This is a genomic window from Butyricimonas sp. DFI.6.44 (assembly GCF_022132345.1).
GTDB classification, from domain to species: Bacteria; Bacteroidota; Bacteroidia; order Bacteroidales; family Marinifilaceae; genus Butyricimonas; species Butyricimonas muris.
The window spans coordinates 1-25,050 of the sequence record NZ_JAKNJD010000014.1 but is presented as its reverse complement, the minus strand read 5'-3'; the positions used below and the strand labels follow the sequence as shown (position 1 = coordinate 25,050).

Sequence of the window (25,050 nt, the reverse complement as noted above, 5' to 3'; positions counted from 1 at the left end):
AGATTAATTGTTCGTCGGGAGATGTATAATTATTTGAAACAACGGTTTAAGCATGCTATTCGATTTCGTCACAAGAGAGGGTACGGGGTACATTCCCCTTTTGTGTTTGACTTGATCACGAACGTGATAAAGGAAAAGGCGGAGTATTATGATTTCGCGCGTATCGAGGCAATGGGCAATGTCCGGGAGAAAGAACGAAAGTTATACCGGTTAATTTTCCGATTGGTGGATTATTTTTCGTTTCGGGAGGTATTATGCGTGGGAGTGGAGAACCCGTGGGTGTCCCGTTATTTAGCTGCGGTCTCAAAGCAGATGAACGTGTTGAACGGGGGACATGATTGTCCCGGGGCGGAATACACGGGACGTGTGACTCCTGCGGAGATGAAAGGAAGGGAGATAGACTTGCTGTTTTTAGGATGTGCATTCGAGGCGGATTGGCATGAATCTTGGGAAGAGGTTTTGCGGGAACGCAAGAAAGGACCTTTGTGCGTCGTGATAAAAGACATTTACAAAGGTCGGTTTAATTCCCTCGTTTGGCGGCAATTGCGTCAAGAAGGAACGGTGTCGATCGATATGATGTGGTACGGGATTGTTTTTTTCGATGAACGGTTGCAAAAGGGGAGGTATAATATGATAATTTAATTGAAAATTGAAAGTTGAAAATTGAAAATGAATGGATTCGGAGATTGAAGAATTGCTGAATTTGAGATTATCGAATGAGTGCGGGGACAGTGGGAATCATAAATCTAAAATTTAAAATCTAAAATTGAATGAAGGTTTACACGAAAACAGGGGATAAAGGAACTACGGCATTAATCGGGGGAACTCGGGTACCGAAAAATAATATACGTTTGGAAGCGTATGGCGGGGTAGATGAGTTGAATAGTCATTTAGGAATGATCCGGTCGTACCCGATTGACGAGGTTAGTGTGAAAGAGTTAATAGAAATTCAAAACGTGTTGTTTGTCGTGGGTGCGAACCTTGCGACGGATACGTCGGTGAGTAATATGCAAAAAAAGATGCCCTGCACGGAAGAGGATGTGGCTTTTCTGGAGCGGGCAATTGACCGGATGGACGAGGAATTACCGCCTTTGCAATATTTCGTGCTGCCGGGGGGACATCCTGCCGTGTCGGCTTGTCATATCGCTCGCACGGTTTGCCGTCGGGTGGAACGTCGGATCATTGACATGGGCGAGGAAATCGAGGTAGAGGACGTGATTGTACGTTACGTGAACAGGCTTTCCGATTACTTGTTTGTACTGGGACGCAAGCTGGCAAAAGATTGCGGTTTGGAAGAAGCCAAGTGGATTCCGAGAGCGTAGGAATCACAGAATCATTTAATCTTAAATCATAAATCTTAAATCATAAATCATCAATGCAAGAGATATTTCGTTTTTTAGAGGCATTAAGAGAGAATAACGACCGGGATTGGTTTCATGCCAATAAAGAGTGGTATTTGAGAATAAAGGTAGAGCACGAGGCATTTATTAATCGTGTCATAGCGGCGTTGGCTGTCGTGGAACCGGAGGTCGAGGGGTTGGAAGCGAAAGATTGTATCTTCAGAATCTACCGGGATACGCGTTTTTCCCCGAACAAGCAACCCTACAAGACACATATCGGGGCGTACATGGTGAGGGGCGGTAAAAAGAGTCCTCGTTCGGGGTATTACGTGCATATCGAACCGGGTAACTGCTTGCTTGCCGGGGGAGTATGGTGTCCGGAGCCATCTTTATTGAAAGCGTTGCGGCAAGACGTGTATGATAATATTGATGAATTCACGGGTATTGTCCGGGATAAAGAGTTTGCCAAGTATTACCGGTTGGATGGAGAAAAATTGAAGAAAGTACCCGCTCCTTTCCCGAAGGACTTCCCGGAGGCAGAAATGTTGAAATTCAAGGCGTATACTGTTACTCACGGTGTGCCGGATGCATTTTTCGAGGGGGAGGATGCGGTCGAGAGGGTGGTTGACCGTTTGTTGTTGATGAAACCTTTTCATCGTTTCTTGAATTACACGGTGGAAGAGACGTGGAATAATTGAAAATGGAGAATTGAAAATTGAAAATGAACGTGTTTTTCCTTTGAATGGCTTTGATAATAAGGGGAAAAGTCGTATATTTGTAGTATGGAAAAAACAAAAGAAAAAATGCCGCAGCTAGTGAAAAACGCCACGGTCCGGGAAGAGATTTTGCAGGGAATGATAACCTCGTTTCAATTGGAAGGAATAAAGATTTCCCAAGAGACGGCGTACACTATTCTGGAACGGGTGAATTTGAAACTTAAAATGCGTAAGTAATGATCTTTTCCATTCTGGAGTAGTCTTTGCGGGCTACTTGCTGAACGGCTATAATATACTCGTCGAAATTCACTCGTCTGAAATTCAATCCTGTATAACCTTGTTTGCGAGCCATTAGATTGGCAAGTATACGTGCTGTCCGTCCGTTTCCTTCCCGGAATGGATGAATGAAAAGCAATTCCCCGTGTACTTTGGCGATGTCCTTGATTAACTCCTCTTGATCAGCGTAGTGATCCGGAAGATGTGCCAGTATCTCTTCTTCAAAAATTCGCATATTATCCGGGATAAAGCGTCCGGCCGGAAAGACGAATCCCCCTTTCGATACATTCACGGAGCGGAAATGCCCGGCAAAAGAGTAGAGTTCTTTTAGCGCGGTACGGTGGATGTCGCAAATGTATTTTATCGTGAATTTCGTTTTGGGCGTCAGGTTCTCTGTAAATAGAATTTCGGCAGTCAAAAAGCCCTCGAACTCGGCATTGTGTATTGCTTCCTCGTCGGTAAGTCCGAGTAAGTTGTGGAGTATTTCTCCCTCTTCACCATTGGTCGAGTATCTGTTCATGGCGTTCGATTTGCTTCAAAGTTATGGAAATCTGTCAATATCACCAAATTTATTTAAGATTTATGATTTATGATTTGTGATTAACCGCTATCTTTGTCATTCGGTAAAGCCGAGTTACAAGTTGTAATTATTATAAGATAACAATGAAGGTATTATTATTGGGTAGTGGCGGACGCGAGCATGCGTTGGCGTGGAAAATAAACGAGAGTGAGAGATTGACAACGTTATATGTTGCACCGGGAAATGCCGGAACTGCCGGGATTGCGGAGAACGTGAATATTAAGGTGACGGACTTCGAGGCATTGGCTGCATTTGTCGAGAATAATGGCATCGAGATGTTAGTCGTGGGGCCGGAAGATCCGCTGGTGGAAGGTATTCGGGATTATTTCGAGGCTGATGCCCGTTTTGCACACTTGATGATCGTGGGTCCCGGAAAGGCGGGAGCGATATTGGAAGGAAGCAAGGATTTCGCGAAAGAATTTATGATTCGTCACCATATCCCGACGGCGGGTTACTTGACCGTGACGAAAGAAAATATAGAGGACGGGATTGATTTTCTGAAAACACTGAAACCGCCTTACGTGTTGAAGGCTGACGGACTGGCTGCCGGTAAGGGTGTCTTGATATTGAATGATATCGAGGAGGCGAAAAGTGAACTCCGCTTGATGTTGGGCGGTAAGTTCGGTAAGGCGGGCAATCGAGTGGTGATAGAGGAATTCTTGAGCGGGATAGAGCTTTCCGTGTTCGCCCTCACGGACGGGAAAGATTATAAGATATTAGGCTCTGCCAAAGATTACAAACGTATTGGGGAAGGGGATACCGGATTGAACACGGGTGGAATGGGAGCCGTTTCTCCGGTGCCGTTTGCCGACGAGGAGTTCAACCGGAAGGTGGAAGAGCGGATTGTACGCCCGACGATAGAGGGTTTCCGTGAGGAAGGTATCGATTACAAGGGATTCGTTTTCTTCGGGTTGATGAATGTTGCGGGTGATCCTTACGTGATTGAGTACAACGTGCGTATGGGTGATCCGGAAACGGAAGTCGTGTTACCGAGATTGAAGACGGATATCTTATCTTTATTCGAGGCGATGGCGAAGGGCGAGTTAAAACAAGCTGCTTTTGATTTGGATTCCCGTTTTTGCACAACGGTCATGTTGGTATCGCAGGGTTACCCGGGAGATTACGAGAAAGGAAAGGTTATTACCGGATTGGAGAACGTGGAGGGTAGTATCGTGTTTCACGCGGGAACAAAATTGACAGACGGGAAAGTGTTGACAAACGGGGGGCGCGTATTGGCTGTCAGCTCGTATGGCGATACCATGAAAGAGGCTTTGACTCAATCATACAAGAACGTGGCGAAAATTCATTTCGAGGGAATGAATTTCAGGCGTGATATAGGGTTTGATTTATAGCACGCGAAGAAAATGGGATTCAACTCGGTACTGAAGTCGAAAAATTTGTATTTGTTATATTTGTTGCCGTTTATTCTGGTAGCAATAGCATTTTTACGTTTCACGCTGGATGGAGACGGGGGAATCATTTGCCGCGAGAATGGTTTAATCTCATTTCCTTTTTTAAACGAAAACCAGCATCTTCTTTGGTTAAAGGCGGCAGGGATGTTCGTGTTGTTGTGCTTGTCTTTTCTGATCTTCTTTATCGCGGACCGGTACAAATTTTTATCCCGTATTACCGTGTTGCCCGCATTGCTCTATGCTTTGATGTCGGCGGGAATTATTTGTCATTATGGCGTGAATAATTACCTGCTGGCAGCATTTTGCATGATTGTGGCGATATCCCGTTTGCAGTCGGCTATCGTGCACTCGAACTCCAATGCTCCCGTGTTCGGGTTTGGTTTGTTTACTTGTTTGGCAGTCTTGCTTTGTCCCAAGTTAGTGTCGTTGTTGCTTTGGGCTATCGTGGTATTGCCTTTCTCCGGTCGGGCGAATGTCAAGGACTTGGTAGCCTTGTTTATCGGCTTTTTTACCACTCTGTTTTTTACCGCCGCCTACTATTTCTGGACAGATCAATTATTCGAACTCCCGGCAGTGTTCTCGGAAACGTTGTTAGCGGGGGAAGGCTTCTGGAGGTTGATGCCGGAGAAACTGGCTGCCTATATCGTTTTCGGGGTACTGATTATCGTGTCGTTGTACAACGTGATCGTGAACTCTGCGACCGCTATTGTTGCGCAACGGAGAGGCATATTTTCAATGCTCTCGATGCTATTGTTCGCGGGTAGTTCCTTGTTTTTTATTCCATTCAATTGCCATGGCATCATGCTGATACTCGCGATACCCTTGTCCTACTTGTTTTCACAATATTTTATCTCACACCGCACCCGATGGTTGGGAAACGTGTTGTTTCTCCTCTTGTTGGCGGCGTGTGTTTGGACTATTTGGTAGAATATCAGGGTACAAATGTCGTACTCTAGTAGAATGTCAACATCTCTCCGCGTACCTTCTCGTTGATTTTACCGTTGTTGTACACGATTTGTCCATTCACGATTGTTGTTGCTACTTTATAAGTAAATGTCATTCCTTCCAATGGCGACCAACCGCATTTGTATCGTAAATTTCTTTTCCTGACCGTCCACGGGTGTTTTTCAAAGATGGCGATATCCGCCTTGTAGCCTTCCCGCAAGTAGCCTCTTTCCTCGACATGAAAGATATCAGCAGGGGCATGGCACATTTTGTCAACGACGTTTTCAAGCGTGATTTCACCCCGTTCCATGAGTTCCAGCATGACCACTAGCGAATGTTGTACCATGGGGCCGCCGCTTGCCGATTTGGTATAAACACCGGCTTTCTCTTCCGGCAAGTGGGGGGCGTGGTCGGTGGCAACGACGTCCAGACGGTGTTCATTCAGCCCTTGCAACAATGCCTTCCTGTCACTCTCTGCCTTGATTGCCGGATTCCATTTCACGAGGGAGCCTTTCGTGATGTATGCCTTGCTGTTGAACCATAAATGGTGGACACAAACTTCCCCGGTGATACGCTTTTCTTTTCTGGGGCCTTCGTCTAGCAGAGCCACTTCCTCTTCCGTGCTTAAGTGGAGTATGTGCAGGCGGCTGTTATGCTCGCGAGCCAATGCTGCGGCCAGAGAGGAACTCTTGTAGCATGCTTCCCGGCTGCGGATCACGGGGTGGCAATACGTGGGGATGTTGTCGCCGAGCATTTCTTGAAGAAGTGCCAGATTCCGGTTAATCGTGGGAGTATCCTCGCAGTGCGTGGCAATTAAAACGGGAGATTCGGCAAATATGCGTTCCAGTGCTTCCGGGCTATCGACGAGCATGTTACCCGTGGATGAACCCATGAATACTTTTACCCCGCAGGTCGTGTGGGGATCGACATTTCTGATCTCGTCAATGTTATCCACGGTAGCCCCAAGGTAGAATGAATAATTCACGACAGCGTTCTCCCGGGCGATTTGTTGTTTTTCCCGCAACAATTCGTTCGTGACGGTGGGCGGCTTCACGTTGGGCATATCCATGAACGAAGTGACCCCACCTGCTGCCGCGGCACGGCTTCCTTCCCCGATATCCCCCTTGTGGGTTAAACCCGGTTCGCGAAAATGTACTTGGTCGTCAATCACGCCGGGTATAATAAATTTTCCCGTCGCATCAATGACTTTTACACCCTTGGGGATTTCAGTGATTCCGCCTTCAATGATTTTCTCGATTCTGTCGTTTTGAATAAGAATATCACCTTTAAATGTTCTCCCTTCGTTTATGATTGTTCCACCGTGAATAAGCATATTAATTTATGATTTACGATTTTTGATTTACGATTGAATAATTCTGAGATTTAGATTTCTGTTAATTTCTTGATTTATGATTTTCCGTTAACCGATGCTTCTAAAATCGTAAATCGTAATTCATAAATCGTAAATTAATCCGTCGGCAATCACAGAATTAATTTATTCTCTTTTTACGTTTCCCGATGCTTCTGAGTTTCATGGTGATGACACCCCAGAATGCTTCGTTGAATATACCACCGCTCATTTTGGACGTGCCTAGGGTGCGGTCGGTGAAGATAATCGGGACTTCTTTCAGTTTGAACCCGAGTATCCATGTCGTGAATTTCATTTCGATCTGGAATGCGTATCCTTTGAATCGGATTTTGTCCAAGTTGATTTCTTCCAGAACCTTTCTCGTGTAGCACACGAATCCGGCTGTGGCGTCATGTACTTTCATGCCCGTGATCATTCGCACGTATTTGGAAGCAAAGTAAGACATCAGTACCCGTCCCATAGGCCAGTTCACAACGTTGACGCCGGTGACGTAGCGGGAGCCGATAGCCATGTCGCCCTCTCCCGAAGCACAAGCGTTGTAAAGTTTCACCAGATCGTCCGGGTTATGCGAAAAGTCCGCGTCCATCTCGAAAATGTAGTTGTACCCGTGTTCCAGAGCCCATTTGAATCCGGCGATGTAAGCGGTGCCTAATCCCAATTTCCCCTTTCGCTCGATCATGTGGAGTTGCGGGAACTCGGTTTGCAGGCGTTTGACGATTTGTGCCGTTCCATCGGGAGAATTATCCTCGATAACAAGGGCATCAAATGCCGGGGTAAGCGTGAAAACGTGTCGGAGAATGTTTTCGATATTCTCTTTCTCGTTATAGGTAGGTATGATGACAACTCTGTCGTTCATAACGATATATTTTATAAATAGTCAATAATCCGTTCCAACTTGTTCCCCCGGGAGCCTTTCACCAAAATGAAAGAATTTACTACTTCATGCGTTTTTAAATGTTCAATCAGAGTATCCGTGTCGGGAAAATAGGTTGTAAATGTATAGTTATTTATGATAGATTCAAAATTATGCCCCACGACAAATACTCGCGGGAAATTGTGATTCGCGATCATATCCATGATTTCCCGGTGCGCTTCGTGTGATATGTCCCCAAGTTCCCGCATTTCGCCGATAATGATGAGTTTGTTGTCCGCTTTCATTTCCGCGAAGTTGGAAATAGCTGCCCGCATACTGCTGAGATTAGCGTTGTATGCGTCCAGAATGATGGTATTCCGTTCGGTTTTCAGTAATTGGGAACGTAGATTCGAGGGCGTGTAGGCTTCTATCGCTGCCTGTATTTGCAGCGGGTCTACCTCGAAAAATATTCCCGCGGCAGAGGCTGCCATGGCATTGTCGAAGTTGTAGCCCCCGATCAGTTTGGTACGTATATAAAGATGCCCTTGGCGGGTTTTTATCGTGTACACCAGATAGGGTGCGGTTTGCGCTATCTCGCCCTTGACTAAATCTCCGTCCGCGCCGTAAGTATATCGTTGCGCACCCTCGGACAGGCGGCAAAGCAGTTCATCTTCCCCATTCACGAAAAGAATACCTTGTTTCGCCTTGACGGATTTGTACAGGGCACTTTTTGTTTCGATGATATTCTCGTAACTGCCGAAACCTTCCAAATGTGCGTAACCGATGTTGGTTATAATCCCGTAATCCGGTTCCGCGATTTCGCACAGGTCTTTGATTTCACCGGGGTGGTTGGCACCCATTTCCACGATGCCGAATTCCGTGTCTGTATCCATGCTGAGCAAGGTGAGCGGAACCCCGATATGGTTATTCAAATTACCTTTGGTGGCAACGGTTTTGTACTTTTTCGAGAGTACGGCATGGCATAATTCTTTCGTGGTTGTCTTGCCGTTTGTCCCGGTGATGCCTAAAATGGGGATGTTTAACTGTTTGCGGTGATGATTCGCCAGTTGTTGCAGAAAGCGTAATGTATCGGGAACGAGTACGCACCGGGGCGAGATGCTGTACTCGGCTTCATCAATGACGACGTACCTTGCTCCTTGTGCTATAGCTTTCTCCGCGAATGTGTTACCGTTATGATTTTCCCCTTTTAAGGCAATAAATATATCCCCTTCTTTTATTTCCCGGGAGTCGGTGGTAACCCGACTGCCTTCCCGGAAGGCCTCGTATATAGATTCTAATTCTTCCATCTTTCGTTTTATTCGATAGGAATTACAAATTTATAAAAATAAATGAACCGATCAATTTTAGATTTATGATTTTAGATTTACGATTCTGTGATTGGGTGATTTTTTATTAATATCGCGGGATAATTTAATCTTAGAAATAATGAAAATCAAGACAGGGTTGGGGATTGATGTCCACCGGTTGGAACCGGGGTTGGATTTTTGGCTCGGGGGAATCAAGTTGCAACATGATAAAGGTTGCGTGGCACATTCGGACGGGGATGTGTTGATACACGCTATATGTGATGCACTTCTGGGAGCTGCCGGGTTGGATGATATCGGGACGTATTTCCCGGATACAGATCCCGCGTACAAGGGAATCGACAGCAAGATATTGTTGAAGAAAGTAGTCGAAATGCTTGAACGGAAATGTTTTTCTGTCGGGAATATCGATTGTGTCATCTGCCTGCAACGCCCGAAAATTAAGACGCGGACACTGGAGATGAGGGAATGTCTGGCAGAGATTATAGGAATTGATGTCGATGATCTCACGATAAAGGCTACGACCACGGAACAACTCGGTTTCGAGGGTAGGGAAGAAGGGGTTTCAGCCTATGCTACCGTGCTGCTTATCAAGTTATAAAAAAGGAAAGCCGCTCGGCTTTCCTTTTTTTATTTTAGTTCATGTAGTCCCACATGGGTAACAGGATTGGTTTCTGGTTCAATGCCTTCAAGGCTTTTTCTCCCAAGTATTTTTTATGAATTACCACGCGGAAGATGTATTCGTCAAACCATTTGTCCGTGAACGTGAGATAGCCGTTATGTCCCGCTTGCGGTCCCCAGCTATTCTCGAATTCCCATTTCGTGGGGTTCCCGTTCTCGTCAACATCCACTGCCACGAGCACCATGGCATGAGCGGAACCGCTTTGGCGGGTAAGAATACGTGCTTTTTTATCCATGGAGAAGTCTACGCCCATTAAAGAGTTGTAGTCATACATCTCCGGGTCGAGAATCCCGGTTTCCCGGTTGAAGAATTTACCCACGTCGCTGGAAGTGTACATCGCTTCGTTCCCTTTGATGGAAGCGATCGCGGCTTGCTTGATGTCCTCGTTCGGCAGGTTCAGGTACACCCAGTTGATACCCTCTATCGTGTTGCGATAGTTCTGGATATCGTATATTTTGTAATATTCCCGGGTGGGGTCGTTCATAATCATGATATAGTTCTCCGGGCTGTAATCGGCGGGAGTGATTTCCTTGTAGAACTGTTGCGGGGTGTAGTTTGCCAATTCCTTGATATCGCCGTTTTTATCCTTGTATCTCCACGTGAAGGTGGTAGGCGGTTCGCCGAGGCAAAGAGCCAGAATACGGTAAATATCTTTCAGCACGGATATTTTTTCAACGCGCAAATCTTTGGCTTTCTTGCCTTGTGCCGCCATTTCCCGGATGGTGTAACCACCTTTGCGGAGGCGTTCATTGATTAATGATACCATGGCGTTGGTATTGTTCGAGTGGGCTGTTTCCGGCATCACCTCTTTCGGGACAACCCCGTATTTTTCGCCCAAATTGTAATAAAGATTCCATACGCCACCGTCGCCCACGGGAGCTTGGAACATATAGTACACGTCCCGATCGTTCATCGGCTTGCCGGCAGTGGAAATCATGTTCTCGAGGAAAAGATTGGATTTCTCGAACATATCCCAGAAATAGAGATAGTTGTGCGAGAAGTCAAAGTTGGTAAGATTGTATTTCTCCATGATGCTCGGGCGCAACACGTTCATGGACGTGAACATCCAGCAACGTCCGGAACTTTTCTGGTCAGTGATGCCGTTCACTTTTACCCGATACTTGAAATAATGGTCTGTTTTGCCTTGTACTTCCCGGTTGAGGGCATTGCTACGGATGTCCTTGTCATTCGTCAGCACGTTCTGAATGGCTTTCGTGGCAGCGTCTTTCCGGAAACTCCCTTTGATATCGTTTAGTTCTTTCTCTCCAACCGTTTGAGCGCATAGCGTTCCCCCGGCCAAAAGCAGAGAAAATAATGTCGTGTATAACTTCATAATTTTAGATTTACGATTTTAGATTTATGATTTTGAAACGGAGAATTGAAAATCGGAATACGTGTGTAATTTTCAATTTTCAATTCTCCATTTTCAATTGTTTAAAGGTGAATCACTTCGTCGTAAGCGGCACAGGCAGCTTCCATCACGGCTTCGCTCATGGTCGGGTGCGGGTGTACCGTTTTGATGATGTCGTGGGCGGTAGCTTTCATTTTGCGTGCAAGTACCATTTCGGCAATCATCTCGGTCACGTTCATACCTACCATGTGGGCACCTAGTAACGTGTTGTCGGCAGCGTTGAAAATCAGTTTGATAAAACCGTCATTGGCTCCTGCCGCACTGGCTTTCCCGGATGCGGTGAAGGGGAATTTACCGATTTTGAGTTCATAGCCCGCTTCCCGCGCTTTTGCCTCGTTCAGTCCCACGGATGCAACCTCGGGTGTGGTGTACGTGCATCCCGGGATGTTCGTGTAGTCAATTGTTTCGGTGTGAACCCCGGCGATGTGTTCCACGCAACAGATGGCTTCAGCCGATGCCACGTGAGCCAGTGCCGGACCGTGCACGATGTCGCCGATAGCGTAAACGCCTTCCACGTTCGTGCGGTAGTACTCGTCGACCTTTACCCTACCTTTTTCCATTTCGATATTCAGCTCTTCCAAACCGATATTTTCCACGTTCGGGCTGATTCCCACTGCCGAAAGCACGATTTCTGCCTCGTGTACTTCGATTTCACCCTTTTTATTTTTGATGTTTACTTTCAACAGTTTTTCTCCGGCTTCCACGCTTTCCACGGATGATTTCACCATTACGTCGATGCCTGCTTTTTTGAAAGAACGTCCTACTTGTTTGGAAACTTCCTCGTCTTCTACCGGGAGGATTGTCGGCATGAATTCAACCAACAATACTTTGGTTCCCATGGCGTTGTAGAAGAATGCCAATTCGGAACCGATAGCACCCGAGCCGACCACGATCATGGATTCCGGTTTGTGGTTGAGCGTCAGTGCTTGGCGGTACCCGATGATGCGTTTCCCGTCCTGCGGGATATTCGGCAATTGGCGTGAACGGGCACCGGTTGCCAGCACGATATGTTGTGCCTCGTGAACGGTTTTCTCGCCCGCCGCGTCGGTTACCTCAACTTTCTTGTCGGCGGTCAGTTTACCGTGCCCCTCGATCACTGTGATATTGTTTTTCTTGAAAAGGTATTGGATACCTTTACTCATCTTGTCGGCTACTCCCCGGCTGCGGGCGATAATGGCATCGAAATCCGGTTCCGCATGCTCAATTTTTACCCCGTAATCGGCGGCGTGTCCGGCGTACTCCAACACTTGAGCCGATTTTAGTAATGATTTCGTCGGGATACAGCCCCAGTTCAAGCAGATACCCCCAAGTTCCGCGCGTTCTATAACAGCCACGTTCATTCCCAGTTGTGAAGCACGGATGGCTGCCACGTATCCCCCGGGACCACTACCTATCACGATTAAGTCGTATTTCATTTTATTTGTCATTTATAATGTGAATAATTATTACACTGAATCATCGGGTGACAAAATTAGGGTATTTGTTTAGAATAGAAAACAAAATCGATTTTAGATTTTAAAAGGTTTCTCTCACGTTCGTGTTAATGTAATAAAAATAATATGTATAAATAATGAATTTTATTTGTAGTTGATATATATCATCTCCTATTCAATTCCCATTCAACTCCTATTCAAAGCCTATTATAAAGGTATAAGAATAGAATTTAAATTGAAATAGTATAAAAATTATTAATACTGAAATTTATAGTATATACGTTATTCTTTCACGTGGAATAACTGATTGTGTCGAGAGCTGTTTTTGAACGGGGTAGAAAATATTTTCCCGTTATGATATCGAGAGTTGAAGTTAAAATTTTGTATTTCTAAGTTGAAATAGTATCTTTACACGCTAAAATTTTATATAGTATTGAAAATAACTGGTATATGAAGTATTCCGTGTTGTGTGCCTTGCACTGTCGGTTGTGAATGAAGAGAATATTTCATGTCGCTTAAAACATAAAATTGGATATTAATATGAAAGGACTAAAAATTGTTGTTCTTGCTAAGCAGGTTCCCGATACAAGAAACGTGGGGAAAGATGCGATGAAGGCAGACGGAACTGTAAACAGGGCAGCTTTACCTGCCATCTTCAATCCGGAGGATTTAAATGCTTTAGAGCAAGCTTTAAGATTAAAAGATACAATTGAAGGAACTACTGTTTACGTGTTGACGATGGGACCGGGGCGTGCCGCCGAGATCATCAGAGAGGCGATGTACAGGGGTGCGGATGGCGGTTACTTGTTGTCGGATAGGGCATTTGCCGGTTCTGACACGTTAGCGACTTCTTATGCCTTATCTTGTGCTTTACGTAACTTGGAATATGACGTGATTATTTGTGGTCGTCAAGCGATTGACGGTGACACCGCGCAGGTAGGTCCGCAGGTGGCCGAGAAATTGGGATTGCCGCAGGTAACTTACGCGGAGGAAATACAGAAATGTGACGGGAATGTGCTCACGATTAAACGTCGCTTGGAAAGAGGTATCGAGGTGGTAACTTGCCCGCTTCCCTGCGTGGTAACGGTGAACGGTTCTGCAGCCGAGTGTCGCCCGAGAAATGCCCGTTTCGTGATGAAATACAAAAACGCGAAAGGCACTCAAGAGGCTCAAGATGCCAACGAGGATTATTTCGCGCTGGTGAACGAACGTCCCTATTTGAAGTTGACGGAGTGGAGCGTGAACGACGTGGAGAGTAATCCCGCGGATCTCGGTTTGAGCGGTTCGCCTACCAAGGTGAAAAACATCGAGAACGTGGTGTTCCAAGCAAAAGAGGCAAAAGTGCTCTCCGGCACGGATGTGGAAATCGATGCCATGATGAAAGAGTTGATAACGAATCATACAATTGGATGATTTTAGATTTTAAATTGTAAATTTTAAATTGCTATCCCGGGTGATTGCGGTTTGAATCTATGAAATCTAAAATCTAAAATCTAAAATCTAAAATAATATGAACAGTGTATTTGTATATTGCGAGATAGAAGAGGGGGTAGTTGCCGACGTGAGCCTTGAGTTGCTGACGAAAGGTCGTGCCCTTGCAACAAGATTGGGTGTGAAGCTTGAGGCTATTGCGCTCGGACATAACTTGAAAGATATAGAGAAACAGGTATTTCCTTACGGGGTTGATGTAGTTTGGGTGGGCGACGATGCCCGTTTGGCTCCTTACACGACGCTGCCTCACACGAAGATGTTGGTTCGTTTGTTTGACGCGGAGAAACCACAGATTGCTTTGATGGGGGCTACCAGCGTGGGACGTGATTTGGGGCCTCGCGTGTCTTCTGCTTTACATAGCGGTTTGACTGCCGATTGCACGAGCCTTGAAATCGGGGAATACACGGATGCCAAGAGCGGTAAGAAATACGAGAATCTGTTGTACCAGATTCGACCTGCTTTCGGGGGAAATATCGTGGCTACTATCGTGAACCCGGATTGCCGCCCGCAGATGGCTACCGTTCGCGAGGGGGTAATGAAAAAAGAGATTGTCGATCCGCAATATAAAGGTGAGATAAAGAATTTGAACATCAACGAGTATCTGGACGACACGGATATGGTCGTGAAGGTGATAGAACGCCAGATGGAGAAATCCAAGGTGAACATCAAGGGAGCCCCGATTATCGTTGCCGGAGGATACGGCGTGGGTTCCAAGGAGAATTTTGCTTTGTTGCATGAACTGGCTTCCGTGTTAGGCGGGGAAGTGGGTGCTTCGCGTGCTGCCGTGGATGCCGGGTTCTGTGAACACGAGCGCCAGATCGGACAGACGGGTACCACGGTACGTCCTAAATTATACATCGCTTGCGGTATCTCCGGACAGATACAGCATACTGCCGGAATGGAAGAGTCTTCCATGGTTATAGCGATCAACACGGATGCGGATGCCCCGATTAATAAATTTGCTGATTACGTGATCACGGGTGACCTGAACGTGGTAATTCCGAAAATGATCCAGTATTACAAGAAAAACAGCAAGTAAAATTATTTACGATTTATGATTGAAGATTTACGAAACAAAGAGTGTTTTTGTGGGAGGGAATCTGAAATCATAAATCATTAAATCAAAAATTGAAAAAGGTATGGCAAATTTCTATACAGATAACGAGGATTTGAAGTTCCACTTGGGACATCCTTTGATGAAAAAGATCGTCGCGTTGAAAGAACGGAATTTCGAGGAGGCGGGAAAATGTGATATCGCTCCCCGTGATTTCGAGGATGCGATGGATAACTATGATAGAGTGTTGGAGATCGTGGGGGACATTTGTGGTAACGTGATCGCCGAGAATGCGGAAGAGGTTGACCACGAGGGACCGCAAGTGATTGACGGTCGCGTGAAATACGCTCGCGGAACACAAGAGAATCACGACGTGTTGACACAAGCCGGTTTGTACGGTATGTCATTGCCGCGTGAGTATGACGGGTTGAACTTCCCGATGGTTCCTTATGTAATGGCTGCCGAGTTGGTTTCCCGCGGTGATGGTGGATTCGCCAATATCTGGGGATTGCAGGATTGTGCCGAAACGATTCACGAGTTTGCCAGCGAGGAACAAAAACGTGAATTTTTGCCTCGTGCCGCGAAAGGCGATACTTACGCGATGGACTTGACCGAGCCGGATGCAGGGTCGGATTTGCAGTCCGTGCAATTGAAAGCGACTTATTGCGATAAGACCAAGAAATGGTACTTGAACGGTGTGAAACGCTTTATCACGAACGGTGATGCCCAAATCTCGTTGGTTTTGGCACGTTCGGAAGAAGGTACGCATGACGGTCGCGGTTTGTCCATGTTTATTTATGACAAGGCTGACGGCGGAATGACTGTTCGTCGTATTGAAAATAAATTAGGTATCAAGGGTTCCCCGACTTGCGAACTGGTATTCAAGGATGCGCCTGCCGTGTTAGTGGGTGAGCGTAAGCTGGGATTGATCAAGTACGTGATGTCGTTGATGAACGGTGCCCGTCTGGGCGTGGGAGCTCAATCGGTAGGTATCGCGGAAGCGGCTTATCGTGAAGGTTTGAAATACGCCGGGGAAAGACGTCAGTTCGGTAAGGCTATCATTGAATTCCCAGCCGTGTACGAGATGTTGACCAATATGGAAGCCAAGTTGCACGGTGCTCGTGCCATATTGTACGAGACCAGCCGTTTCGTGGATATGTACAAGGCTTACACGCATATTGCCAACGAGCGTACATTGAATAAAGAGGAGCGCGAGGAGATGAAGAAATACCAGAAATTGGCGGATGTTTTCACCCCGCTTCTGAAATTATTCTCCAGCGAGTACGCTAACGAGATAGCTTATGATGCGTTACAGATTCACGGTGGGTCCGGATTCATGAAGGACTACCCGATCGAGCGTCTGGTACGTGATGCCCGTATCACGAATATATACGAGGGAACTTCTCAATTGCAGGTTGTGGCTGCTATCCGCGGTGTAACAACAGGACAGTACGCCAAGCATATCCGTGAAGAATACGAGAAAGCTCCTATTTGCCCGGAGCAGGAGTTCGTGCGTGAAACTTTAAGAGGAATGACTGCCGCCTACGAGGCTGCCGTGACGAAAGTTACCGCTGTCGGGGAAACGGAATACGTGGACTTCCATGCTCGCCGTCTGGTGGAAATGGCAGGGTATATCATTATCGGTTACTTATTGTTGATTGATTCTCAGCGGGATGGCCGTTTCGCGAAATCAGCCGAGATATTCGTGAAATACGGACAGGCAAAAGTTGCGGGATACGCGGCTTTTATCAATGATTTCGAATTGAAAGATTTGGGAATGTACAAGAAATAATGCGTTTCTAAAATTACAAAATACGTGAAGAGATCGTTCCGAATGGAGCGATCTCTTTTTTATCTCCACTCTTCCGGGGTCCCCCCTTGAAAGCCTGCTCTTGGAAAATTGTTTTTACAACTGTTTCGTTTTCTAAAAAAAAATAGTGTTTTTTTTTACACGAATATGATTAAAACATTATCTTTGCTATTGTAAATCATTGATTTGCAAAGTATTGAAATGATCAGAAATGGCTCTGGGAGGGCAGAGTCGTTAATTTGTAATTGTATGAACGGGATAAAAAAGTCTATTTATAATGTTTTTTATAAAACGTCAGGAGTATGTTTTATACTTTTCTGTACGATTGACTTTTTATACGCCCAAGGGACAGACGACGTGGTGAACGCGTTGGTGAATGCAGGGTACGAAAATGTCAGTCGGGAAATAGGGGAGACGGAAGAGGTAATCATGTTTGAGAATACATTGTGGCGGGCGAACGGGGACGGTATAAGAGAAGCCATTAAACTTATAGAATTATATCCGGTGCCCCCGGGAAAAGGACGGCGGGTGGTCGTTCTGAGAAACAAGGTGCCACAGGTATCATTGTTGCTCCGTCCGGGAGAAGCTGCCGGGATAGGATGGAATGTCAGTTATGAACTGGGGGATTCATGGAAAAAGGTTCACGATAAAAAACTTGCCAATAATTCCCGTTGGAAAGCGGATTTGGTATTCTACCCGCAATTCTCTTTACGTAACCAGAAGTTCCACAAGATATACGATGTGTTGTTCAATATCGCCCCGGCGTTGGAGATCGCTCCGTTCCGGGGAACGAAAATCACGGGACAGGTTATTATCCCGGTTTTCAACGAGTTCGGCGGATTGTACGATGATGTGCGTCCCGGCTATATTACCGTGCAACAGAATTTCAGAGTGGAAAACGTGTTCCTTCAAGCAACGGTGGGGAATTTCAATCAAAACCGCTGGGGAATGGATTTGAGTTTTTTCCGTCCTTTTACAAAGGGCTGGTTGCAATATTTCGCGATAAAAGGGGGTGTCGGGTTGACGGGTTCTTCTTACTTTATAGATTGGAATTGGCATTATGGTCCCACGAAACTCTTTACGTGGAACGTCGGGGGAAGTTATTATAACCCGCGATATAACGTGCTTTGCGAGGTGCGGGTGGAGAAATTTCTTGCCGGGGATATCGGGGTGCGGGCAGATATGACGCGCCATTTCAGGCGTGCCTCTATCGGCTTTTACGTTATGAAAAATGACTATGATAATCTGGACGGCGGATTTCATTTCTCGATATTGATTCCACCGATGAAGTACAAGAGGAAGCGGGTGAGAGTAACCCCGGCTAAATACTTTAATATGGAATACAAAGCGGCCGGATTATTCTTTAACGGGAAGTCCTATAAAACGAATCCGGGACAGAATAAAGCGGAGGAGAACTTTAACCCGTATTACATAAAATCACAAATACAGAATAACTAATAACTTAAATTAAAAGCAGAAAGCAAGTAAAATAGTAAACAAAATCAGGAAATAATAAGTTAAACAAGTGTAAACCTTTATAAATGAAAGAATGATGAGAAAAGAAGTAAAACATTTTGGTATGAGCGCGAAAGCTATACTAATGGTAATGGTTGTCTTCGGAACGCTTTTCGCTAGCTGTTACACGAAGGATGATATTCCGGTGGTTCAGGTACCGGAGGAAGTTCCCAACAAGTACATTATCGAAGGTACGATTGTAGCCAACACGAATGGAGTTTTGGAAACTTTGAAAGGAGTTACCGTGACCAGCGACAAGAACGGCGTTGTTTCGTCGGGAGATGCTAACTTTATTGTTACAGTGGGCAGTCCTGATACTTACACGTTATCATTGAGTAAGACGGGATACGATCCTATTTCTTACAAAGTGGTTGTTCCGAGTGCGGGTGATAAGATTACCGGACAATTGATTTCCGTGAATGTACAATTGACGATGTATCGCGAGAATACCTCGAATCCGGGTACCGGAGAAGTTGGTGTAGACGGTGGAAACGTGGTAAACGGAAACGGTACGTTGACGATTCCTGCCGGAGCTCTTACAGCGAACACGACGATCACCATGAGTGTTAATGATGATGTGAAACAAGCTGTCGAGGTAACCGGTTCGCAGGAAGCTGCCGCTCAATTCCTGTTGGGTGAGTTCGGTCCCGGCGGAACGAAATTCCTTGCTCCTGTGGATTGGAGTGTAGCGTATGACGCTTTGTCTGATTTTTATTTGGCAAACACGCAATTACAATACAGGGCGAATAACAATGCCGGTGACTGGACGGTTATGACTGATGGTATTGTTTATGACAATGATAATGATAAGTACAATGTATCATTAACCCACTTCTCTCAATACCGTATGGTATACTTGGCAAGCGGAATGACGTTGGATGCTGTTACAGAAACCCTTCCGGCTATCGCGACAATCTTGAATACCAATCCTTCACCTGCTTCGATCACTGAAATTCCTTACAAGAAATACGAGGGTGCCGAGTTGACTTTAGGTGACGGATGGAATAATATCACGAATGCTTCTGATCAACAACAAATCGAGGAACTGGTGAAGAATGCCGTTATGGCTAAAGTAAACGTATCGGAATTTAAAGCATCTATCGGTGAGCCGGTTGCTGCTAACTATGTATTGAGGGATCCGATCACGTTACCGTACGATTATCACTTGTTGTCCAAAGGAGAACAATCCATGGATTACTACGTGTTCACGTTCAAAGTATACAAGAAAGCGGACAACGCGGCTGTCGAGTTGAAAGTGAACGTGAAGGTGGCAGGTAAAGTTTCTATTTTCGTGGAAATGGATTATTGTGGAGCACATCATACTCACGGAAGCTGCGGACACGTGTATCACGGTGGTGCCGGCGGTGGTATGGTTATAGGAGATTAATTTAGAAAAGGAATCGAACGTTAAGTTAAATCCGGAAGCAAAATGTCATTGATATTGAATATGAAAAGGGTGTTACTCGCGAGTATATTTATCTTGAGCACTTTCATGCTTTCGGCACAATTAACGTCGGGTACGACCGGATTGTTGAACAGTCCGTCTGCCGATATGCAACCTGACAAGACGGTGATGCTCGGTGGAAATTTTTTGCACGACCGGATAACCCCGAACGGGTTCCCGTATAACACGTACAACTATTTCTTGAATATCACGTTCTTGCCTTTCCTCGAAGTGGCTTACACGTGTACCTTGTTTAAGGCTACCGACAAGTTTGTCCCGGAAAAGAAAGGGAGGTTTGTCAATCAGGATCGTGCTTTTTCTGTTCGTTTACGAGCGCTGACGGAGAGGAAATATCGTCCGGCTATTGTTCTCGGGTCTAACGACCTGTACACGCAAAGCAACGGGGGAGGGATTATGACGGAGGAATCCAATAATCAATATTTCAACAAGTTCTACTTGGCCGCGACGAAACACGTGAACATCACGAAAACAGAACAGGTCGGATTGCATTTAGCGTATCAGTACAACAGACGGGCGTCCAATCGCCTGAATGGGTTTTCCGGGGGAATTAGTTATAAGCCCTCGTTTGCTCCCAACTTGAATCTGATCGTGCAGCATGATTCGAAAAGTTTCTTTGTAGGTGCCAACTACCTGCTCTTGAAGCATCTTTTTATGCAAGTTGTTTTGCAGGACGGGCAATATTTTTCGGGAGGGCTGGCATACAAGATTTATTTGAAAGGTAAATAACGAGGAATTTGATAAAACTATAAATATTAATAGAATGAAAATAAAGACTTTATTACTCTCTGCACTGGTTGTGGCGGCTTCCTGTTCGGTAACCGCCCAAACGACCGATACGGATGTAAAATATATGTCTCCTAAATTTAAGGATAATATTTTTATCAGTATTGGTGTGGGTGCACAAGGTTACCTGACGCAGGATAACTTTGACCACGGTTTCGGGAAAGTGATCCAACCGTTGGTGAATCTGTCCGTGGGTAAATGGATGGATCCTTACTGGGGGCTTCGCGGACAGGCATCCGGTTGGCAAAGCAAAATGTACACGGATGTCGACCGTCTGAACAATGGCGGCGTATTCAATAAATTCGAACGTAAATATATCAATTTGAACTTGGATTTCATGTTGAACCTGACTAACCTCTGGCGTCAATATGATCCCGAAAACAAATGGGATATGACCTTGTTCTTGGGACCCGGTTTGAGTTTCGGTAAATTCCATGACAAACAACTCGATGTGCTTGTTAACGGTTCGTTGGGATTGGGTGGAAAATACCATATCAACAAGTATTGGGCTATCGACTTGGAGGCTCGTACACATTTGATGCCGACATTCTTCTATACCTCTAAATACACGGGGTCAGAAGAGATTGCCGGACGTTCGTACCAAGACGGATTGCTTTCTTTGTCGATTGGTGCGACTTACACTTTCGGCGGTCGGAAGTTTGCCCGTTACGAGAGTGGAGCGGAACAGATGCGCCAACAATTGAATGACAAGATCAACGGTTTGGAAAACGAGTTGCGCAACACGCAATCTCAGTTGGAAGCTGCTAAGATTGCCGAGCAAGTGGCTCAAAAAGAACTTGCCTTGACCGAGGCCGAGAAAGCTGAAGCTATCGCTGCCGCTGCAAGACAGGATTTCACTCAATACGTTGGTTTCACAATCAACAAGAGTGCCGTGAAAACGGAACAAATGGTGGTACTGCAGGCTGTAGCCAACTATATGGCTGAGAACCCCGGCGTGAAGATGAAAGTTGTGGGTTACGCCGACAAACAAACTGGCAGTAACTATTTTAACCAGAAACTTAGCGAAAGACGCGCGAAAAGTGTTTACGACCTGTTAGTGAAGAAATTCGGAGTGTCTTCAGACCGTTTGTCTTACGTCGGGTTGGGTGACCAGTCACAACCTTTCAAGGTGAACAATTACAATCGTTTAGTAATGATCCTTGGGGAAAAATGATAATCAAGAGTTTATGAGGTTCGAGAGTCCGAACAAGTCATTAAATACAAAATGAATCTTATAGGCTTACAAGCGAGGGTGTGTTTCGACACACCCTCTCGTTCATAAGGTCTGAAAGTCCATAATGTCGTAAGGTCTAATGTATCGAGTGAATTGATTTATGGGGTTGTGTATCATTATGTCATTGAATTATAGACTTTACAGACTTTAGGAGCCGAAGGCTCGACTTTATGGACATTACAGACTGGAGGTGTGTTTTGACACCTCCATGTTATTCTTCATCTTTACCAATTTCAATCGGTTTGTAACTCTCCCTTTCTTTACGGTCAGTTGTGGCGGCACAGCTGATGCCTCTTTCTCTCATCGCCTCGCTTTTACCGATGTGTGTATTCGGGAATTTTTTCTTTTTACTGAAAAACGTTGTTATTCCCAAGCCGATGAAAGCTATCCCGACCAGTACCAGTATGATAATGAAATAAGTTCCCAGCATAATATTATTCGTTTAGTTTAAACAAATGTACAATTAATTTTTTCACTCTTCAAGTTTGATATGTTTTACGTTGTCAAGAAAATTTGGTTGTGGAAGAGGAAAATGAGCGGGAGCTAAAAAAAAAGATTAAAAAAGTCTATTTATTACTTTGTTTTTTCTACATTTGGGGTGCAAAGTCAAATAAAATCGAGATATAATGGAAGGATACGAACAAAATGACGGAATGGATAGGGACGAAATCTATTCCAATGCAGTGAAAGCAGGGAAAAGAACTTATTTTTTTGATGTGAAGGCGACGCGTAATAATGACTACTATTTGACGATCACCGAAAGCAAGAAAAAATTTGATAATGATGGGAACGCAAGCTACGAGAAGCACAAGGTCTTCTTGTATAAAGAAGATTTTGATAAATTCGTCGAAGGCTTGGATGAGGCTATTGGAGTGGTAAAAGCTGCAATCAATGGCGAACTTCCTGAAAAGGATTCTGAACTGTAATCAAGCTGTTATTAGTATATGAGAGGGAGTGTTTCAACACTCCCTCTCGTCTGTAAAGTCTGAACGTCCATAAGGTCGTAAGGTCAAATTAAATCACGGACTTTATAGACTTTAGGAGCCGGAGGCTCGACTTTATGCAACCTGAAACTTGTAACTTGCAAATGATAATATGCAAACTTTCCGTATCTTTGTGGGGATAGAATAAGGAGAGAAATGGAGAATAAGCCTTTAGCAGAACGTATGCGCCCCAAGTCTTTAGAAGACTATATCGGGCAACAACATTTGGTGGGACCGGGAAAAGTGCTTCGGAAAATGATTGATTCCGGGGTAGTGGCGTCCTTTATTCTATGGGGGCCACCGGGAGTGGGAAAAACCACCTTGGCAATGATTATCGCTGAGCAATTGAAACGCCCGTTTTACGTGCTGAGTGCCGTGAGTTCGGGGGTGAAGGATGTCCGGGAAGTGATTCAGAAAGCGGAAAGTCAGCGGTTTTTCAATTCACCGAATCCGATCTTGTTCATTGACGAGATTCATCGTTTCTCGAAAGCGCAGCAGGATTCGCTTTTGGCTGCAGTGGAGAAAGGAACGGTGACGCTTATCGGTGCGACCACGGAGAATCCTTCTTTTGAGGTTATATCTCCTCTGCTTTCCCGTTGTCAAGTGTACGTGTTGAAATCACAGGAGAAGAAAGATCTGGAAGACTTGATCGACCGTGCGGTGGAGAAAGATTATTATCTTAGTAAACGGAATATCACCGTCAAGGAAAAAGATGCCATGATATCGTACAGCGGGGGGGATGCCCGAAAACTGTTGAATATACTGGAGCTCGTGGTGAACGGGTTAGGCGAGGGAGATATTGTTATCGACAACGAGGCGGTACACCGGGAGTTGCATGAAAACCCGTTGATGTACGATAAAGACGGGGAACAGCATTATGATATCGTGTCGGCGATGATCAAGTCTATCCGCGGGGGAGACCCGAATGCGGCGATTTACTGGATGGCACGTATGTTGCTGGGGGGAGAAGACCCGAAATTTATAGCGAGACGCTTGATTATCTCTGCCGCTGAAGATATAGGTCTGGCAAACCCGAATGCCTTGCTGATAGCGAACACTTGTTTTGAAGTAGTGCATAAAATAGGAATGCCGGAAGCCCGCATACCCCTGTCGGAGTGTGTGATCTATCTTGCGACTTCGCCGAAGAGCAATTCGGCTTATCTGGCGATAGACGCCGCGATGGCTACGGTAAAACAGACGGGCAATTCGCCCGTACCCTTGCATTTGCGTAATGCCCCGACGAAGTTGATGAAGGATTTGAACTACGGGCAGGATTACAAGTACCCGCATGATTATCCCGGTAATTTCGTGGAACAACCGTATTTGCCGCAGGAATTGAAGGAAAAGAAGTTCTACCTGCCGCAACAGAATGCACAGGAAATAAAGATACTGGAGCGCTTGAAAGCGTGGTGGAGAAAATATAAATAATTAATTTACGATTTATGAATTACGATTTACGATTCATCAAATCTAAAATCATAAATCATAAAATCATAAATCATAAATCTAAAATAGTAATGGATAAGTTGATTAATCAAGAGATGTTTTTTTTGTTAGCCGGACCTTGCGTGATCGAGGGTGAGGAAATGGCTTTGAATATTGCGGAACACGTGAAGAAAGTTACCGATAGACTGGGGATTCCCTATGTATTCAAGGGATCGTTCAAAAAGGCCAATCGCTCCCGGTTGTATTCTTTCACCGGCATTGGTGACGAGAAGGCATTAAGAATATTAGCTAAAGTAAGGCAAGAATTTGATATTCCTGTCGTGACGGATATTCACACGGAGCGGGATGCGGAGATGGCAGCGGAGTACGTGGATGTTTTACAGATTCCGGCATTCTTGTGTCGCCAGACGGATTTGTTGGTTGCTGCTGCCAAGACGGGAAAGATCGTGAATATTAAAAAAGGACAGTTCCTTTCACCCGAGGCGATGAAGTTTGCCGTGGATAAAGTACGGGAAACGGGAGATGACAAGGTGATGGTTACCGAGCGGGGAACCACGTTTGGCTATCAGGATTTAGTTGTTGATTTTCGCGGTATCCGGGTAATGCAGCAAGTTTGTCAATGCCCCGTGGTGTTGGACGTGACACATTCTTTGCAACAGCCTAATCAGGCATCCGGGGTAACTGGGGGACAACCGGAATTGATTGAAACGATAGCGAAAGCCGGAATAGCGGTCGGGGCTGACGGGATCTTCATCGAGACTCATGCCGACCCTCGTTGTGCCAAATCAGACGGGGCAAACATGTTACGACTGGATTTGATCGACGGTCTGCTGGAGAAACTTGTGCGAATTAGAAAAGTGATATCATAAAGAAAAGGGACTGTCTAACAAGTTTTAGACAGTTCTTTTTTTTTGTAAAAATAAGGCT

General features: G+C 45.4%; 24 protein-coding genes. 17 read left to right on the top strand and 7 right to left on the bottom strand.

Translation table 11 applies throughout. The features are described from left to right. Nucleotides 1-21 precede the first annotated feature (21 nt). The 4 genes from L0M98_RS18125 (at nt 22) to L0M98_RS18110 (ending at nt 2,293) form a co-directional block, all read left to right on the top strand. The gene (locus tag L0M98_RS18125) at nt 22-642 is read left to right on the top strand and encodes a hypothetical protein (RefSeq protein ID WP_227217226.1); all 621 of its coding nucleotides are present in this window, start codon (nt 22-24) and stop codon (nt 640-642) included. A gap of 128 nt (nt 643-770) precedes the next feature. Next, nucleotides 771-1,322, top strand: a complete 552-nt coding sequence (locus L0M98_RS18120) for a cob(I)yrinic acid a,c-diamide adenosyltransferase (protein WP_186977232.1) — start codon at nt 771-773, stop codon at nt 1,320-1,322. A 53-nt stretch (nt 1,323-1,375) separates the two neighbouring features. Further along, nucleotides 1,376-2,038 carry a DUF2461 domain-containing protein gene (locus L0M98_RS18115; RefSeq protein ID WP_227217227.1) on the top strand — a complete coding sequence of 221 codons (663 nt, stop codon included), beginning with the start codon at nt 1,376-1,378 and terminating at the stop codon, nt 2,036-2,038. Between the two features lie 84 nt (nt 2,039-2,122). After that, the gene (locus L0M98_RS18110) at nt 2,123-2,293 is read left to right on the top strand and encodes a hypothetical protein (RefSeq protein WP_176554860.1); all 171 of its coding nucleotides are present in this window, start codon (nt 2,123-2,125) and stop codon (nt 2,291-2,293) included. Here L0M98_RS18110 and L0M98_RS18105 read toward each other — a convergent pair. Continuing rightward, nucleotides 2,277-2,852, bottom strand: coding sequence for a Fic/DOC family protein (locus L0M98_RS18105; protein ID WP_227217228.1), 576 nt, complete (start codon nt 2,850-2,852; stop codon nt 2,277-2,279). The genes L0M98_RS18110 and L0M98_RS18105 overlap by 17 nt on opposite strands. A 143-nt stretch (nt 2,853-2,995) precedes the next feature. Here L0M98_RS18105 and purD point away from each other — a divergent pair, with 143 nt between their 5' ends. Both purD and L0M98_RS18095 read left to right on the top strand, forming a co-directional pair. After that, nucleotides 2,996-4,264, top strand: a complete 1,269-nt coding sequence (gene purD / locus L0M98_RS18100) for a phosphoribosylamine--glycine ligase (protein ID WP_227217229.1) — start codon at nt 2,996-2,998, stop codon at nt 4,262-4,264. A 12-nt stretch (nt 4,265-4,276) separates the two neighbouring features. Further along, nucleotides 4,277-5,251, top strand: a complete 975-nt coding sequence (locus L0M98_RS18095) for a hypothetical protein (protein WP_227217230.1) — start codon at nt 4,277-4,279, stop codon at nt 5,249-5,251. Nucleotides 5,252-5,276: 25 nt separating this feature from the next. On the opposite strand, the gene L0M98_RS18090 is transcribed toward L0M98_RS18095, so the two are convergent. From L0M98_RS18090 to L0M98_RS18080, 3 genes are all read right to left on the bottom strand, one after another. Then, the gene (locus tag L0M98_RS18090) at nt 5,277-6,602 is read right to left on the bottom strand and encodes a dihydroorotase (protein WP_227217231.1); all 1,326 of its coding nucleotides are present in this window, start codon (nt 6,600-6,602) and stop codon (nt 5,277-5,279) included. Between the two features lie 157 nt (nt 6,603-6,759). After that, entirely contained in the window at nt 6,760-7,494 is a 735-nt protein-coding gene (locus L0M98_RS18085; RefSeq protein ID WP_222621194.1) for a polyprenol monophosphomannose synthase, read from the bottom strand. Nucleotides 7,495-7,505: 11 nt separating this feature from the next. Next, nucleotides 7,506-8,798, bottom strand: coding sequence for a UDP-N-acetylmuramoyl-tripeptide--D-alanyl-D-alanine ligase (locus L0M98_RS18080; RefSeq protein ID WP_227217232.1), 1,293 nt, complete (start codon nt 8,796-8,798; stop codon nt 7,506-7,508). Nucleotides 8,799-8,937: 139 nt separating this feature from the next. Here L0M98_RS18080 and ispF point away from each other — a divergent pair, with 139 nt between their 5' ends. Further along, nucleotides 8,938-9,417: a 2-C-methyl-D-erythritol 2,4-cyclodiphosphate synthase gene (ispF, locus tag L0M98_RS18075; protein ID WP_099290002.1), complete on the top strand. Its 480-nt coding sequence runs from the start codon at nt 8,938-8,940 to the stop codon at nt 9,415-9,417. Between the two features lie 34 nt (nt 9,418-9,451). Here the strand turns inward: ispF and L0M98_RS18070 are convergent, their stop codons facing one another. After that, complete coding sequence (locus L0M98_RS18070) at nt 9,452-10,831, bottom strand: aminopeptidase C (protein WP_227217233.1); 1,380 nt, start codon at nt 10,829-10,831, stop codon at nt 9,452-9,454. Nucleotides 10,832-10,932: 101 nt separating this feature from the next. Then, on the bottom strand, nt 10,933-12,324 hold the full coding sequence (gene lpdA, locus L0M98_RS18065; protein ID WP_227217234.1) for a dihydrolipoyl dehydrogenase: 1,392 nt from the start codon (nt 12,322-12,324) through the stop codon (nt 10,933-10,935). Between the two features lie 558 nt (nt 12,325-12,882). Between lpdA and L0M98_RS18060 the strand changes: the two genes are divergently transcribed. The 7 genes from L0M98_RS18060 to L0M98_RS18030 all read left to right on the top strand — a co-directional run bounded on the left by L0M98_RS18060 (nt 12,883) and on the right by L0M98_RS18030 (nt 21,634). Continuing rightward, nucleotides 12,883-13,755, top strand: a complete 873-nt coding sequence (locus tag L0M98_RS18060) for an electron transfer flavoprotein subunit beta/FixA family protein (RefSeq protein ID WP_227217235.1) — start codon at nt 12,883-12,885, stop codon at nt 13,753-13,755. Between the two features lie 97 nt (nt 13,756-13,852). Further along, nucleotides 13,853-14,872 carry an electron transfer flavoprotein subunit alpha/FixB family protein gene (locus tag L0M98_RS18055; protein WP_227217236.1) on the top strand — a complete coding sequence of 340 codons (1,020 nt, stop codon included), beginning with the start codon at nt 13,853-13,855 and terminating at the stop codon, nt 14,870-14,872. 100 nt (nt 14,873-14,972) lie between these two features. After that, nucleotides 14,973-16,679: an acyl-CoA dehydrogenase family protein gene (locus tag L0M98_RS18050; protein WP_099290007.1), complete on the top strand. Its 1,707-nt coding sequence runs from the start codon at nt 14,973-14,975 to the stop codon at nt 16,677-16,679. 267 nt (nt 16,680-16,946) lie between these two features. Next, nucleotides 16,947-18,155, top strand: a complete 1,209-nt coding sequence (locus tag L0M98_RS18045; RefSeq protein WP_227217237.1) for a YjbH domain-containing protein — start codon at nt 16,947-16,949, stop codon at nt 18,153-18,155. Nucleotides 18,156-18,276: 121 nt separating this feature from the next. Continuing rightward, a complete protein-coding gene (locus L0M98_RS18040; RefSeq protein WP_227217238.1) occupies nt 18,277-19,599 on the top strand; it encodes a carboxypeptidase-like regulatory domain-containing protein in 1,323 nt (440 codons plus the stop codon). A gap of 60 nt (nt 19,600-19,659) precedes the next feature. Beyond that, nucleotides 19,660-20,403 carry a YjbH domain-containing protein gene (locus tag L0M98_RS18035; protein ID WP_176554865.1) on the top strand — a complete coding sequence of 248 codons (744 nt, stop codon included), beginning with the start codon at nt 19,660-19,662 and terminating at the stop codon, nt 20,401-20,403. A gap of 34 nt (nt 20,404-20,437) precedes the next feature. Further along, the gene (locus L0M98_RS18030; protein WP_099290010.1) at nt 20,438-21,634 is read left to right on the top strand and encodes an OmpA family protein; all 1,197 of its coding nucleotides are present in this window, start codon (nt 20,438-20,440) and stop codon (nt 21,632-21,634) included. Nucleotides 21,635-21,905: 271 nt separating this feature from the next. Here L0M98_RS18030 and L0M98_RS18025 read toward each other — a convergent pair whose 3' ends face one another. After that, nucleotides 21,906-22,124, bottom strand: coding sequence for a hypothetical protein (locus L0M98_RS18025; protein ID WP_186977204.1), 219 nt, complete (start codon nt 22,122-22,124; stop codon nt 21,906-21,908). 196 nt (nt 22,125-22,320) lie between these two features. On the opposite strand from L0M98_RS18025, the gene L0M98_RS18020 reads away from it, so the two are divergent. The 3 genes from L0M98_RS18020 to kdsA all read left to right on the top strand — a co-directional run bounded on the left by L0M98_RS18020 (nt 22,321) and on the right by kdsA (nt 24,992). Then, a complete protein-coding gene (locus L0M98_RS18020; protein WP_099290012.1) occupies nt 22,321-22,620 on the top strand; it encodes a DUF3276 family protein in 300 nt (99 codons plus the stop codon). A gap of 213 nt (nt 22,621-22,833) precedes the next feature. Further along, nucleotides 22,834-24,105, top strand: coding sequence for a replication-associated recombination protein A (locus L0M98_RS18015; RefSeq protein ID WP_227217239.1), 1,272 nt, complete (start codon nt 22,834-22,836; stop codon nt 24,103-24,105). Between the two features lie 89 nt (nt 24,106-24,194). Continuing rightward, complete coding sequence (kdsA, locus tag L0M98_RS18010; RefSeq protein ID WP_227217240.1) at nt 24,195-24,992, top strand: 3-deoxy-8-phosphooctulonate synthase; 798 nt, start codon at nt 24,195-24,197, stop codon at nt 24,990-24,992. Nucleotides 24,993-25,050 lie beyond the last annotated feature (58 nt).